The sequence below is a fragment of the Synechococcus sp. BS55D genome (assembly GCF_004332415.1).
Lineage (GTDB): Bacteria > Cyanobacteriota > Cyanobacteriia > PCC-6307 > Cyanobiaceae > Synechococcus_C.
Genome location: NZ_PHQT01000004.1, coordinates 157563 through 171186 on the forward strand (window position 1 = coordinate 157563; position 13624 = coordinate 171186).

Annotated in this window: 13 protein-coding genes; 5 read left to right on the forward strand and 8 right to left on the reverse strand. The window is 62.8% G+C overall.

Going from position 1 to position 13624, the window contains the following annotated elements:
- Positions 1-12: 12 nt before the first annotated feature.
- The 4 genes from CWE16_RS10125 to CWE16_RS10140 are packed head-to-tail and all read right to left on the reverse strand — an operon-like array spanning position 13 to position 4696.
- Positions 13-1728, reverse strand: a complete 1716-nt coding sequence (locus CWE16_RS10125; RefSeq protein WP_131595154.1) for an NAD+ synthase — start codon at positions 1726-1728, stop codon at positions 13-15.
- Between the two features lie 6 nt (positions 1729-1734).
- Positions 1735-2325, reverse strand: a complete 591-nt coding sequence (locus CWE16_RS10130) for a nicotinate-nucleotide adenylyltransferase (protein WP_131595322.1) — start codon at positions 2323-2325, stop codon at positions 1735-1737.
- Positions 2322-3686 (reverse strand): GTP-binding protein, encoded by a 1365-nt coding sequence (locus CWE16_RS10135; RefSeq protein WP_131595156.1) that lies wholly within the window; start codon positions 3684-3686, stop codon positions 2322-2324. Before CWE16_RS10135 ends, CWE16_RS10130 begins: the two co-directional genes overlap by 4 nt.
- Entirely contained in the window at positions 3683-4696 is a 1014-nt protein-coding gene (locus CWE16_RS10140) for a CNNM domain-containing protein (protein ID WP_131595158.1), read from the reverse strand. The genes CWE16_RS10135 and CWE16_RS10140 overlap by 4 nt, the downstream gene beginning before the upstream one ends.
- 11 nt (positions 4697-4707) lie before the next feature.
- Between CWE16_RS10140 and CWE16_RS10145 the strand changes: the two genes are divergently transcribed.
- Positions 4708-6069 carry an aminopeptidase P N-terminal domain-containing protein gene (locus CWE16_RS10145; RefSeq protein ID WP_131595160.1) on the forward strand — a complete coding sequence of 454 codons (1362 nt, stop codon included), beginning with the start codon at positions 4708-4710 and terminating at the stop codon, positions 6067-6069.
- Here CWE16_RS10145 and CWE16_RS10150 read toward each other — a convergent pair.
- On the reverse strand, positions 6041-6949 hold the full coding sequence (locus CWE16_RS10150) for a TIGR01548 family HAD-type hydrolase (protein ID WP_131595162.1): 909 nt from the start codon (positions 6947-6949) through the stop codon (positions 6041-6043). The genes CWE16_RS10145 and CWE16_RS10150 overlap by 29 nt on opposite strands.
- Between CWE16_RS10150 and CWE16_RS10155 the strand changes: the two genes are divergently transcribed.
- Entirely contained in the window at positions 6948-7433 is a 486-nt protein-coding gene (locus tag CWE16_RS10155; RefSeq protein ID WP_131595164.1) for a 30S ribosomal protein PSRP-3, read from the forward strand. The genes CWE16_RS10150 and CWE16_RS10155 overlap by 2 nt on opposite strands.
- 190 nt (positions 7434-7623) lie before the next feature.
- Here the strand turns inward: CWE16_RS10155 and atpC are convergent, their stop codons facing one another.
- Positions 7624-8025 (reverse strand): ATP synthase F1 subunit epsilon, encoded by a 402-nt coding sequence (gene atpC, locus CWE16_RS10160; RefSeq protein WP_131595166.1) that lies wholly within the window; start codon positions 8023-8025, stop codon positions 7624-7626.
- Positions 8026-8100: 75 nt separating this feature from the next.
- Positions 8101-9564 carry a F0F1 ATP synthase subunit beta gene (gene atpD / locus CWE16_RS10165; RefSeq protein ID WP_131595168.1) on the reverse strand — a complete coding sequence of 488 codons (1464 nt, stop codon included), beginning with the start codon at positions 9562-9564 and terminating at the stop codon, positions 8101-8103.
- A gap of 238 nt (positions 9565-9802) precedes the next feature.
- Between atpD and groES the strand changes: the two genes are divergently transcribed.
- From groES to CWE16_RS10180, 3 genes are all read left to right on the forward strand, one after another.
- Positions 9803-10114, forward strand: coding sequence for a co-chaperone GroES (gene groES / locus CWE16_RS10170; protein ID WP_131456874.1), 312 nt, complete (start codon positions 9803-9805; stop codon positions 10112-10114).
- A gap of 88 nt (positions 10115-10202) precedes the next feature.
- Entirely contained in the window at positions 10203-11837 is a 1635-nt protein-coding gene (groL, locus tag CWE16_RS10175) for a chaperonin GroEL (RefSeq protein ID WP_131595170.1), read from the forward strand.
- 171 nt (positions 11838-12008) lie between these two features.
- Entirely contained in the window at positions 12009-13358 is a 1350-nt protein-coding gene (locus tag CWE16_RS10180; protein WP_236629685.1) for an ammonium transporter, read from the forward strand.
- 28 nt (positions 13359-13386) lie between these two features.
- On the opposite strand, the gene secG is transcribed toward CWE16_RS10180, so the two are convergent.
- Positions 13387-13617, reverse strand: coding sequence for a preprotein translocase subunit SecG (gene secG, locus CWE16_RS10185; protein WP_131456878.1), 231 nt, complete (start codon positions 13615-13617; stop codon positions 13387-13389).
- Positions 13618-13624: the final 7 nt, after the last annotated feature.

Below are 13624 nucleotides of genomic sequence, written 5' to 3' on the forward strand. Positions count from 1 at the left end.
CCTCAATCTGGCTCAGACGGCCGCGATCGGCAGCCGCCAACCGGTTCCGAATGCCTGACCGCTCACTTTCAGAAGGGGCGGCGCCTGACGGCGTTTGAACTCCGCTCGCTGGAACAGCCGTTGCACACGATCCACATCGCCGGTGGCATGGCCCCTGGCCAGCAGGTCTTCGCGGCTGCAGCGTTCTTCGATCATGTCCCGCAGCAGCGGATCCAGCACGGCGTAATCCGGCAACGAATCACTGTCTTTCTGGTCGGGCCTGAGCTCGGCGCTGGGGGGTTTCTCCCTGATCGCCCGTCCCACTAGCTCCCCTGCGCTGGGAAGCCCCAGGTCGCGGCGGCAGGCCTGGCTGGCATCGCTGTCAAGCCAGGCGCAGAGCGCGAACACACTCGATTTATAGAGATCGCCGATCACCGCCAAACCGCCGTTCATGTCGCCGTAGAGGGTGCAATAGCCCACGGCCAGTTCCGATTTGTTGCCCGTGGAGAGCAGCAGCTGCCCCTGCTGATTGGCCATGGCCATCAGCAGGGTTCCGCGGATGCGGGATTGCAGGTTTTCTGCCGTCACATCGGTCGGTCGACCCCCTAACACCGGTTCGAGAGTGGTGGCAAAGCCATCCATGAGGGATTGGATCGGGGCGATTTGCGTGCGGAGCCCAAGGCGTTCTGCCAGCGTTTGGGCATCGTCGATCGACCCCTTGGAGCTCCAGGGGGACGGCATCAGCAGGCCCTGCACCTGCTCGCCGCCAAGGGCTGCACAGGCGATCACCGCCACCAAGGCCGAATCGATGCCGCCACTAAGGCCAAGTAAGGCTTGCTGGAAGCCGCATTTGCGGGCGTAATCCTTCACGCCCAGCACCAGGGCACGGAAGAGGGGCTCGAGCTCGTTCTGTTCTGAAGGAGTGATCAGGGCCGTCCTCCGCTCAAGCTGCTGGTCCGTCGCCCAGATCTGCACCGCTTCCCTGCAACTGGGCAGTTGCAAGGCGGGCGCGCTGGGCTCCGGCGCTGGGACCGCTACGAAACTGGCTCCGTCAAACACCAGTTCATCGTTGCCGCCTACCTGGTTCACATAAATCACCGGACAGTGCAGCCGTTGAGCTGCCTGCCCCGCCAGCTGTTGACGCTTGCTCGTTTTGTGGCGACCGAAGGGGGAGGCTGAGAGATTCAGCAGCAGATCCACATCCTGTTCCGCTAAAGCAGCGATCGGGTCCGGTCCGCGCAGGCGTTCTTCATGCAGAGAGCCATCCACCCAGAGGTCTTCGCAGATGGTGAGACCTAGGCGCCAGGTTCGCTCTTCCGTGGGGAAATCCAGCACGGAGGGCCCTTCAGCGGCTCGGAAGTAGCGCGTTTCATCAAAGACGTCGTAGCTGGGCAGCAGCTGTTTGCGGCCCACCACCCTCCAGTGACCACCACGGATCAGGGCCACCGCGTTAAACAGCCTCGGCTGCTGTTGATCGGAGGCCGGTTCCACCAGGCCCACCAACACCCCCAGGTGTGGAGCTAGGGCTGCGAGTTCTCCGCTGAGCCAATCCATTTCCCTGCTCTGCGCGCTGACGCGGGATCGGTTCAGCAGTAAGTCCCGAGCCGGATAGCCCCAAAGGGCTAGCTCTGGAGTGACCACCAGATCGGCCCCTGCACGGTGGGCGTCCTGGCAGGCCCTGAGGATCCGCCTGGCATTGCCGGCGAGGTCACCCACCAGCGGATTGATCTGGGCCAGGGCGATACGCATGGCGCTTCAGTCGTTGCCGCGGGTGAAACCGTAGAAATTGTGCTTCAGCAGCAGCGGCTCCAGCGCATCGGGGATCTGAGAGGCTGCCGCTCGCGAGCGAATCTCGGAGCTGGCGGTTCCTGGAATCCCGAGCGGCAGGATCTCAAGACGGCCCCCGAGGCTGCGCAAGCGCTTGAGGTCGGCGTCCTGCAAGGGCCATCCCTGCCGGGGCACGATCGCCAGTCGACAACGGCCCAGCAGGGTGGAGGCGTCTTTCCAGCGGGGGATCTGGCTGATGAGATCACTGCCCACCACAAAGCAGAGGTCCAGCCCTGGCCAGCGCTGCTCGGCCCGGGTCACCGTGGTGACCGCAAAGGGGCTGCTGAGCTCCTGCACCAGTTCCAGTCGGGGGTTATTGATCGCCTGCACCAGGGCGCCGAGCAGTTCCAGGCGTTGGTTCAGTTCGATGACATGCTGTTTGGAGGGATTGTCACTGGCCCAGGTGGCCACCCTGGGGAACTGTTTGCAGAGACCTTCGAGTAAGGCCTGATGGCCCCGGGTCGGTGGGTCGGCGCTGGTCCCCAGCAGCGCGATTGTGTCCGTGGGCGAATCGCTCAAGGCAGGAGCTCCTGCACCGCCGTTCTCTCCAGGGGTTGAGGCCACTCCGCAAGCAGGCGCTGCAGGGTGGAGTCCTGCCAGGCCAGGCGCCTCAGCAAGGTGGCGGGTAGGGGCCGAGAGCGCTTGCCTCGGCCCTTCTGCTCCAGCAGCCAGCGGGCCGTCAGCCGACCGGTTCGACGGGTGGTGTGTACGGCTAGGGCTGCTTGGGCCAGGGCTACGGGTGCGGCGGGAGCCAAGGAGAGCCCGGCGGTGAAGGGGGCCGCCAGCATCAGCAGCTGTCGCACTCCGCTAAGGGCGGCTTGGATACCGAGCTGGGCTCCGCCGATCAGGGCGTTGTGCCCAGACAGGCGCTGGAGCAGACGTCGCGCTCCCGGTCCTCCCATCGGTAGGTCATAGAGCTGGCAGAGCTGCACCACCAGGGCTGTGTCGCAGGCCAAGCCACCGGCTAGATCCAGCAGCATCAGTGGGTTGGCGGCCAGGCCGGCCGCCTTGAGGGCGGCGTAGCGGCCGATCAGCCCCTGCGCCGCCTGGCGGCGTCGCAGCAGACGACCCGCCTCAAGGCGTTGCTGCAGCCGTTCCGCTTGACGCAGGCTATTGAGGACAAGCAGGGCTTGCCCCTGCTCATTCAGCAGGCTGCGAAGGGCTGTTTCCAGGTCATCAACCTCCGCTGGCAGAGGGCGGCTACGCACCCGGCCGTCGCTGAGGACCACCGCCCCACGGGGGGCAGCTGCCACCGCGATCGGCGCCAGCACCCGCCGACTGGTGCGGCACAGCCCCGAGACAGCTAAGTGTTCACGAATTCTGGTCTCGATGCTCCGGCACAAGGTCTGGCGCTGCGGTTCCGGCCAGCAGTCGCTGCGGTTGAGCACCGGCAGCACCGGTTTCCCCCAGCTCAGCAGGGTGTCGAGCGCCTCCAGCTCCACCCGGCTGATGTCGGCGTCCAGCACCATCAGCACCAGATCTGACTGCAAGGCGACCCGAGCCGCGAGCCTGGCCCTGGCGTCAGCGGCAACTTCATCGATGCCTGGGGTGTCCACCAGCTCGACCGCTTCGAGCGCTTCGATGGTCAGCGGCCAGGTCACCGCCTGCTGGCGTCGGGTGCAGCCATGGGCCACATCCGTGGCCATCAGCGCTTCCCCCACGAGAGCATTCACGAGGCTCGACTTGCCAACCCCCACGCGTCCGAACACGGCGATCCGCAACCGTCGCTGGGCGAGACGTTCCATCTGGCGCTCTAGGGTTTGGAGATGGCCAGATAGCAGGCTGCGGTCCCGCGCCGTTAGTTCCAGCGTCTGGCGCCATTGCTGGAGCAGCAGCTGGCAGCGTTCGAGGGTTGGGCGAGAGGCGGCAGCGACGGTCATTCCAGCTGACCTCCCACGCCTCCCTTGCGCCACCAGCCCGCCAGGACCGCCAGGACCGCCTCGGCGCCAATCACGCCGACGAAGCCTCCGAATTCATCGACCACCACCCGGACGCCGCTGTTGTCGCGACGGAAGCTGGTCAGCAATCGGTCGGCCCTGATCATCTCGGGGACGAATTCCACAGGTTCACAGAGATCGGCGGCACTCAGTTGTCCGCGTTGCTCGAGCAGGGCGGTCAGCAGTTGCTCCCGACTGGCAATCCCCAGAACGCGATCCACCTCGGCTCCAAGCACAACCCACCAGGGGGCTGCCTGGGCCATCAGCTGGGGTCTCAGCTGCTCGAGAGAGAGGGCCCCCTCCAGGGTGGGTGCCGCCACGCGGGGGGTCATCAGATCACGGGCGGTCAGATCGTTGAGCTGAAAGACCTTGGCGATCATGGCCGCTTCATCGGCTTCGATCTGTCCTTTCTGGGAGCCAAGCCTGGCCAGGAGTCTGATTTCGTTCTCGTCGGTGCTGATCTCGTTCTCTTCGCTGATCGCCGGCAGCAGGCGCTCGAGCAGCAGCACCAGCGGGCGCATGATCACCCCTAACCAGTGCAGCACTGGTGCGCTGGCAAGGGAGACCGGCAGGGCCAGCCGGCTGCCGATCGCCTTGGGAAGGATCTCCCCCAGCAGGATCACCAGCACGGTGAGGGCCACCGAGAACAGCGGAAGGGCCACCTCGCTGAACTGGTTCTTCTGAAACACCCAGGCGGCATAGCCGCCCAGCATCATGCTGCCGAAGATGTTGAAGCCGTTGTTGGCGATGACCAGCACGGAGAGGGTGCGTCCCAGTCGTTGACGCAACTGTTCCAGCCGCCGCGCCCCGGCGGGTGGTCGACTGCGCCCAGTCAGTTCATGCACCCGCACCGGGTTGACCGTGAGCAACGCTGCCTCGACACCCGAACACAGGGCGGATCCGGCGAGTACCACCACCACCATCAGGATCAGGATCAGAAGGTCGCTGGTCATGCCCGGGTGCTTTGCCTGCCATCCTGACGTTTCCCCGTCCTTCTGTCTCCGCCGTGATTGATAAGCAGCGTTATGCCGAGCGGCGTCAACGATTCCTTGAGCAGCTCGGCGGTGCTGCGGCCGTCATTCCGGCAGCGTCCCTGGTCACCCATCACGCTGACTGCGAGTGGCCCTTCCGCCAGGACAGTGACTTCTGGTATCTCACCGGCTTCGATGAACCGGATGCGGTGGCGCTGCTGCTTCCGCATCGTCCGGAAGGGGAGCGCTTTGTGTTGTTCGTGCATCCGCGGGAGGCAGGCGCCGAGGTCTGGACCGGCCGTCGCTGGGGGTGTGAGGGGGCGGTGGAGCATTTCGGTGCGCAGATCGCCCATCCACGCGATGAGCTGGAAGAGCGTCTGCCGGAGTATCTGAAGGGTGCCGAGGGCATCGCCTTTCGAGTCGGTCGCCATGCTGCCGTTGAGCCCCTGGTGCTGAGGGCTTGGGCCGACCAGCTCGATCGGGCTCCCCGAAGCGGAGCGGCAGCCCTTGGTCTGGTGGCTCCATGCCCCCTATTGCATCGCCTGCGTTTGCGTAAAGAGCCCCAGGAGCTGGAGCGTCTGCGGGAGGCCTGCCGGATTTCAGCGGAGGCCCATGAGCTGGCCCGCGCTGCTGTGGCACCGGGTATGGGCGAGCGGCAGCTTCAGGCTCTGATTGAGCAGCATTTCTTGGCAGCCGGTGCCCGAGGGCCTGCCTACAGCTCGATCGTGGCCGGTGGAGACAATGCCTGCGTTCTTCACTACATCGCCAATAGCGACGTCCTGCAGGACGGTGACCTGCTTCTGATTGATGCCGGATGTTCGCTGCCCGATTACTACAACGGAGACATCACACGCAGCTTCCCGATCAACGGGCGCTTCACGGGCGAACAGCGGGCCCTTTATGAGTTAGTGCTGGCCGCTCAGGAGCGGGCGATTGAGGCGGTGCGGCCTGGAGTGAGCGCAGAGCATGTCCATCAGACCGCCCTGCAGGTGCTGGTGGAAGGATTGCTGGAGCTTGGTCTTCTGGTCGGTGAAGCGGACGCGATCATCGAACAGGGGGCCTATCGCCATCTCTACATGCACCGCACCGGTCATTGGCTTGGCCTCGATGTGCATGACGTCGGTGCCTATCGACTCGGCGAACATCCTGTGGAGCTCGAGCCAGGCATGGTGCTCACGGTGGAGCCGGGGTTGTACGTGAGTGATCGTTTGCCCGTGCCGGAGGGTCAGCCGGCGATCGAAGAGTGCTGGAAGGGGATTGGCATTCGGATTGAGGATGACGTGGCGGTCACTGCGATGGGGCGGGAGGTCCTGACCGCTGCTGCTCTCAAGAGCACGGCTGCGATGGAACGTTGAGGGGCAGATCGCGGCACCATTCCAGTGCTGCAGCCGTGTGAGACAGGACCACATCAGCACCTGCCTCCCTTAGGCGGGCTTCGTAGTGATGCCGGGCGCGTTCCTGGCCGACGGCCTGCAGGTGAGGGGGGGCAACGGCAAGGCTGAAGAAGCGTTGATCACTCCAGCGCCGTCTGGCCTCTACGACGGTCTGCACATCGGCGACGGTGTCACCGAGGTAGGCGATTGGAGGCGTGTTCTGGCCAAGGGGTTGTTCGATCAGGGAGCTCGCCAGCTGGAGCAGGCCGGTGGGATCTGGCTTGTCGGGGGCATCACCCATGGCGATCAGGGGGGGGGATGTCAGTCCAAGGCGGGTTTCGAGCAGGAAGCGGGCCGAGGGGGGTTCGGCACCACTGACAAACCCCCAGCCCACGGCGAGGTCGCTGAGTTCTGCAAAGAAGCTCGCATCCACCAGAAGCGGTTCATCCTTGATGTACCCGTTCCAGGCCTCAGGAGAGGCCGCTCCCGAGGCGCTGGTCGCCTGATCGCCGAAGTAGAAGCCACTGAACACGTCGATCAATGCCTCTCGCTCTGGCAATGGTGTGACGGCGTGCCGTCTGAGCAGTTCGAGACTGGCGTCCCAGTCGTTGTTCCAGAGACCTTCTCCTTTCATCGCATCGATCACTGAGGGCTCCGGTCGCCAGCCGCTGTAGTGCTCCACCGTCGACTGCAGGGCGCGCCGGTAACTGCCCGCTACATCACGAATCACGCCGTCCAGATCAAACAGCAGCAGGCAGCGGGCTGGGGAGCGGGCTGGGGCTTCAGGGGTGGTCAGGGCGGTTGGGCCTCGGGCGGCTGGTAGGTTAGTTGTTTGTCCTGAATTCTTGAGCGCTGACACCATGACGGTTTCCGAAGGCGCTGCCGCCGACCAGGAGGTCGCCACCGCAGCAGCAGCAAGCGATACGGCTACCCCTGACCAGGAGCCGACGGAAGGCCGTCCTGTGATGCGTGGTGGCAGCGCTGCCCTGGCGACCGCCACGATTGATGCTGATGGAGTGCCCTCCGGCTACACCCCAAAGGCCGATGAAGGTCGTTTCCTGCTGAAGATCCTCTGGCTCCCTGACAACGTCGCTCTGGCCGTTGATCAGATCGTTGGCGGTGGCCCCAGCCCCCTGACGGCTTATTTCTTCTGGCCCCGTGAGGATGCCTGGGAAACGCTCAAAACCGAGCTGGAAGCCAAGAGCTGGATTACAGACAACGAGCGAGTGGAAGTGCTGAATAAAGCCACCGAGGTGATCAACTACTGGCAAGAAGAGGGCAAGGGCAAGAGTCTTGACGAAGCCAAGCTCAAGTTCCCTGATGTGACCTTCTGCGGTACCGCTTGATCAAGATCGGTTTTTTGTCTTTGATTTGACGCGATCTGCTGCATCAAAACCCTGCCTTTGGCGGGGTTTTTTGTGGCCCTTATGTTGTTGATTGCCTGGGCTCGGAACAAAAAAAGACCCCCTGAAAGGGAGTCGTTTGACAATTTCTGTTCAGGTCATCGCAGAGTTCAAGACTCAGGGATGGGGCCGATCACTTGCTGGCTTGCAGGCGAGCGCGAGCACGGTCCAAGCTCTGCTGAGCTTTGACTTTTTCTGGGGAAGCAGGCTGACCTTCGAAGCGATTGACTTCGGCCCGTGCTGCGTCCAGATCGGCTTCCGCCTTGCCGGCGTCAATGTTGCTGCCCAGTTCTGCAGCGTTTACCAGAACTGTGACGTCATCAGCTTCCACTTCGGCGAATCCGCCCATCAGAGCGATGGATTGCCAACCATTGGTGCTGCGCACCCGCAGCACGCCCACCTCCAGAGCGGCCAGGAGGGACACGTGTCCAGGAAGGATGCCGAGCTGGCCGGTGGTGCTGGGGAGGATCACCTCATCAGCACTGCCATCAAAGACGCTCTGGTCGGGGGCCAGCACGCGAAGGGTGAGGGACATGAACCTTGGTTCGGAGGGGAGAACGGACGACTTTGAGCAAGTGATTGGGGGGTACTCAAGACACCCCCCTCAGAATCACTTGGATTCGGCGTTGATCTTCTCGGCCTTGGCCTTCGCTTCCTCGATGTTGCCCACGAGGTAGAAGGCCTGCTCGGGCAGGTGATCAAGTTCACCAGCAAGAATCTGGTTGAAGCCGGAGATCGTTTCCTCGAGCTTCACATACTTGCCGGGCATGCCGGTGAAGATCTCTGCCACGAAGAATGGCTGGGACAGGAACTTCTCGATCTTGCGGGCACGATCCACGGTTTGACGGTCATCTTCAGAGAGTTCGTCGAGGCCGAGAATGGCGATGATGTCCTGAAGCTCCTTGTAGCGCTGCAGGGTGGACTGGACAGCGCGGGCGGTGCGGTAGTGCTCATCGCCGACAACCGCGGGCTGGAGCATGGTGCTGGTGGAATCCAGGGGATCCACAGCCGGATAAATGCCCTTAGAGGCCAAGGCACGGTTGAGAACCGTGGTGGCGTCGAGGTGGGCGAAGGTGGTGGCGGGAGCTGGGTCGGTGAGGTCGTCGGCAGGGACGTAGACGGCCTGAATCGAGGTGATTGAACCTTCGACGGTGGAAGCAACACGTTCCTGCAGGGCGCCCACATCGGTGCCCAAAGTCGGCTGGTAGCCCACAGCGGAGGGCATGCGGCCCAGCAGAGCAGACACTTCAGAGCCGGCCTGCACGAAGCGGAAGATGTTGTCGACGAACAGCAGAACGTCTTGCTTGTTCACATCGCGGAAGTGCTCAGCCATGGTCAGAGCCGAGAGGCCCACGCGCATGCGTGCGCCGGGGGGCTCGTTCATCTGGCCGTAGCAAAGGGCCACCTTCGACTTGGAGAGGTCCTCGGAGTTGATCACCCCGGACTCCTTGAACTCCTCATAGAGGTCATTGCCCTCACGGGTGCGCTCACCCACGCCACCGAACACGGAAACACCGCCGTGCTCCTTGGCGATGTTGTTGATCAGTTCCTGGATCAGCACGGTCTTGCCGACGCCGGCACCACCGAACAGTCCAACCTTGCCGCCCTGGCGATAGGGAGCCAGGAGGTCGATCACCTTGATGCCGGTCTCGAACACCTTGGGCTTGGTTTCCAGCTCTGTGAGCTTGGGAGCTTCCCGGTGGATCGGAGCCGTGGCAGTGGCGTTCACAGGACCCTGCTCATCGACAGGCTCACCAAGCACGTTGAAGATGCGGCCGAGGGTTGCTTCGCCAACGGGAACGGAGATGGCAGCGCCGGTATCGACGGCTTCCATGCCGCGAACGAGTCCATCAGTACCGCTCATGGCGACGGCGCGAACGCGGTGGTCACCCAGGAGCTGCTGAACTTCAGCGGTCAGGGCGATTTTCTCACCGGTGGTGTTGGTGCCTTCGATCCGCAGAGCGTTGAGGATCTTGGGCAGTTTGCCGGCCGGGAATTCCACATCCAGAACCGGGCCGATCACCTGACGGACAACACCCTTGGAACCGGCGGAGGCGGGAGCAGCAGCGGCCATAAGAAAGGAGGAGTTTGAGGGAACGATGGACACAGACAAGGCCCGGAGGCATTCCCTTCCTGAGCGGCGCAACCATACCACCGCAATGGCGGCCTCAGGAGGGGTTCGGTCAACCGCACGCCGGGTGGCTGGCGGGGGCGGTCGTCCAGGTCATAGGTTGGCACTCGTCGACCTTGAGTGCTAGCTCGTGTCGATGTGTGGCGCTTCGCGTCCCCTGTCCCTGCTTTCGCATTCACCCATGGCAGCTGTTTCCCTCAGCGTCTCCACCGTTAAGCCCCTTGGAGACCGCGTCTTCGTCAAAGTTTCCGAGTCCGAGGAAAAAACCGCCGGCGGCATCCTCCTCCCTGACACCGCCAAGGAAAAGCCCCAGGTGGGCGAGGTGGTCCAGGTGGGTCCCGGTAAGCGCAATGACGACGGCTCCCGCCAGGCTCCTGAAGTCGGCGTTGGCGACAAGGTGCTCTACAGCAAGTACGCCGGTACCGACATCAAGCTCGGTGGTGATGAGTTCGTGCTTCTCTCCGAGAAGGACATCCTCGCGATTGTGAACTGAGCGTTCCCAAGCCTCCTGGCCTCAGCGCCCACGTGCTGAGTTCAGTTTTGATTGATCGTTTCCACTTTTATCTTTCTCTCTGCCTCCCATGGCCAAGCGCATCATTTACAACGAGCAGGCTCGCCGCGCTCTGGAAAAGGGCATCGACATCCTTGCGGAGTCCGTTGCTGTCACCCTCGGTCCCAAGGGCCGCAACGTCGTTCTCGAGAAGAAGTTCGGCGCTCCTCAGATCATCAATGACGGTGTCACCATCGCCAAAGAGATCGAGCTCGAGGACCACATCGAGAACACCGGCGTTGCTCTGATCCGTCAGGCTGCCTCCAAGACCAATGACGCCGCCGGTGACGGCACCACCACTGCCACCGTCCTGGCTCACGCCATGGTCAAGGCTGGTCTGCGCAACGTGGCCGCCGGCGCCAATGCGATCACCCTCAAGAAGGGCATCGACAAGGCTGCTGAATTCCTGGTCGGCAAGATCAAGGAGCACGCCAAGCCGATCAGCGACAGCAACGCCATCGCTCAGGTGGGCACCATCTCCGCCGGCAACGACGAAGAAGTGGGTCGGATGATCGCCGATGCCATGGACAAGGTTGGCAAGGAAGGGGTCATCTCCCTCGAGGAAGGCAAGTCGATGACCACCGAACTGGAGGTCACCGAGGGCATGCGTTTCGACAAGGGCTACATCTCCCCCTACTTCGCCACCGACACCGAGCGGATGGAAGCGGTGCTCGAGGAGCCCTATATCCTCCTGACCGACAAGAAGATCGGCTTGGTGCAGGACCTGGTGCCCGTGCTTGAGCAGATCGCTCGCACCGGTAAGCCTCTGCTGATCATCGCTGAGGACATCGAAAAGGAGGCCCTGGCCACCCTCGTGGTGAACCGCCTGCGTGGTGTGCTCAACGTGGCTGCTGTGAAGGCCCCTGGCTTCGGCGACCGCCGCAAGGCCATGCTCGAGGACATCGCCGTTCTCACCAACGGTCAGCTGATCACCGAGGACGCCGGCCTCAAGCTGGAGAACGCCAAGCTGGAGATGCTGGGCACCGCTCGCCGCATCACCATCAACAAGGACACCACCACCATCGTGGCCGAAGGCAACGAAGTGGCCGTGAAGGCCCGCTGCGAGCAGATCCGCAAGCAGATGGACGAAACCGACTCCACCTATGACAAGGAGAAGCTGCAGGAGCGTCTCGCCAAGCTGAGCGGTGGCGTGGCTGTGGTCAAGGTGGGTGCTGCCACCGAGACCGAGATGAAGGACAAGAAGCTGCGTCTGGAAGATGCCATCAACGCCACGAAGGCGGCCGTTGAAGAAGGCATCGTCCCCGGTGGCGGCACCACCCTGGCTCACCTGGCTCCTGCTCTAGAGCAGTGGGCATCTGGCAGCCTCGGCGGCGAGGAGCTGATCGGTGCCAACATCGTGGCCGCGGCCCTGACCGCTCCCTTGATGCGCATCGCTGAAAATGCCGGTGTGAATGGTGCTGTGGTCGCTGAGAACGTGAAGGCCAAGTCCTTCAACGAGGGCTACAACGCAGCCAACGGCGAGTATGTCGACATGCTCGCTGCTGGCATCGTTGATCCCGCCAAGGTGACCCGATCTGGTCTGCAGAACGCTGCCTCCATCGCTGGCATGGTTCTGACCACCGAGTGCATCGTGGCCGATCTGCCTGAGAAGAAGGAAGCAGCTCCTGCCGGTGGCGGCATGGGCGGCGGCGACTTCGACTACTGATCGACGGCTCCGCAAGGAGCAACGGTTCACCCCCGCTGCGGCGGGGGTTTTTTCATGCTCTGAGGATGTCCTCATGCATGAACGTCTCCCTCAAGATGCCCTCAACTGTTCATGGTGAACATTCGAGGGGGCCGTGCTCTGAAACGGTATCGCTGGTAACCGTTTCAACTTGTGCTGCAGTCCCGTTTCAGGCGTCTGCTGATTGCTGCTCTCTGCGTTCCGGCGCTGCAGGTAATCAGTGCCGCCCTTTTGCCGGCCCACGCTGGTGACGCCGCTCTCTCTGATGCCGATAACACCCTCATCTTGACGTCAGCAGCTCTTGTTCTGCTGATGACCCCTGGTCTTGCCTTTTTCTACGGTGGCTTTGTTCAGGGGCGGAACGTTCTCAACACGATGGCGATGAGCTTCGTGATGATGGGGATCGCCACCCTGGTCTGGGCCTCCTTCGGCTTCAGCCTGGCTTTCTCCGATGGTGGAGCCTTCAATGCCGTTGTCGGCAATCCCTTCTCCTTCGCTCTGTTCGAAAACATCCCTCCAATCTGGGATGGCTTGTCGATTCCAGGCCTGAGCTTTGCCCTCTTCCAGGGGATGTTTGCGATCATCACGCCGGCGCTCATCTCCGGAGCCCTGGTGGAGCGGCTCAGCTTCCGATTCTGGTGCGTGTTCACACCCGTTTGGCTGCTGGTGGTCTACGCCCCACTGGCTCATATGGTCTGGGGTGGAGGATTCCTTGGCAAGGATCTCGATTTTGCTGGTGGCACGGTGGTCCATATCAGCTCAGGTGTCACTGCCCTGCTACTCGCTGCTTTGGTCGGTGCCCGCAAGCAGTGGCCCCGCTCCGTTCGCCCTCCCCATGACGTGACTCAGATTCTTCTGGGCACCGGCCTGTTGTGGTTTGGATGGTTTGGCTTCAACGGTGGCAGTCAGTTGGCTGTGAGTGGCGCTGAGCTGCCCTTCACCACCACACACCTCTCTGCGGCTGCAGGACTCGTGGCTTGGTCGCTGGTGGAAACCTGGCGTGATGGCAAGCCCACTGTTGTGGGTATGGCCACCGGCGCGCTTGCCGGTCTCGTGGGGGTCACGCCAGCCGCTGGTTTCGTCAGCCCTGGCTCAGGCATGGCCATCGGTGCGATCACCGGTGTGCTCTGTTATGTCTCCGTCCAGGTCAAGGTGAAACTGCGCTTCGATGACTCTCTCGACACCTTTGCGGTGCATGGCGTGGGAGGCACGATCGGCGCCATGCTCACAGGCGTGTTTGCCAGTGCTGAACTGATTGCCAATCACCCTGCCGGACAGGTTCTAGCCGAGAAAGGCAGGTTGGCCCTGATTGGAGGGCAGCTTCAAGCTGTAGTGGTGGCTTATGGCCTGGCGGCGGCGGGAACTCTCGTCATTGCAGGCATCCTGCGTGGTCTTGGGCTTGGCTTCCGCGTGTCCGAACACGCTGAAAACCTCGGGATCGACGTCGACGCCCATGGCGAGGAGGCCTATGCGGAACGGGTGGGTTCACCTCAGTTCCAGTGAGTTGTCCTTGACTTCGCCCTGGCTGGCTTCAGCGAAGCCAGCCAGCACTCAAGATCACCGCGAGGGTGAGAAACGTTGCCAGGCAGGTCCAGGTGAGGCGATTCAGGGTGGCCTCGGCGCTACTGGCACTGGTGAACATCGAGCTGCCACTGGCTGCTAGCCCTCCCATGCCATCGCCTTTCGGGCTGTGCAGGAGGACCAGCAGGATGAGCAGCATGCCGCTGCCGATCCAGATCCAGGAGAGAACAGACGTAAGCATCAGGCAG

Excerpts from the sequence above, each read along its gene's own strand:
- CWE16_RS10125 (WP_131595154.1), bottom strand. The coding sequence starts at position 1,728 with ATGCGTATCGCCCTGGCCCAGATCAATCCGCTGGTGGGTGACCTCGCC.
- CWE16_RS10135 (WP_131595156.1), bottom strand. The coding sequence starts at position 3,686 with ATGACCGTCGCTGCCGCCTCTCGCCCAACCCTCGAACGCTGCCAGCTG.
- CWE16_RS10140 (WP_131595158.1), bottom strand. The coding sequence starts at position 4,696 with ATGACCAGCGACCTTCTGATCCTGATCCTGATGGTGGTGGTGGTACTC.
- CWE16_RS10155 (WP_131595164.1), top strand. The coding sequence starts at position 6,948 with ATGACGGTTTCCGAAGGCGCTGCCGCCGACCAGGAGGTCGCCACCGCA.
- CWE16_RS10150 (WP_131595162.1), bottom strand. The coding sequence starts at position 6,949 with ATGGTGTCAGCGCTCAAGAATTCAGGACAAACAACTAACCTACCAGCC.
- atpC (WP_131595166.1), bottom strand. The coding sequence starts at position 8,025 with ATGTCCCTCACCCTTCGCGTGCTGGCCCCCGACCAGAGCGTCTTTGAT.
- atpD (WP_131595168.1), bottom strand. The coding sequence starts at position 9,564 with ATGGCCGCTGCTGCTCCCGCCTCCGCCGGTTCCAAGGGTGTTGTCCGT.
- groES (WP_131456874.1), top strand. The coding sequence starts at position 9,803 with ATGGCAGCTGTTTCCCTCAGCGTCTCCACCGTTAAGCCCCTTGGAGAC.
- groL (WP_131595170.1), top strand. The coding sequence starts at position 10,203 with ATGGCCAAGCGCATCATTTACAACGAGCAGGCTCGCCGCGCTCTGGAA.
- secG (WP_131456878.1), bottom strand. The coding sequence starts at position 13,617 with ATGCTTACGTCTGTTCTCTCCTGGATCTGGATCGGCAGCGGCATGCTG.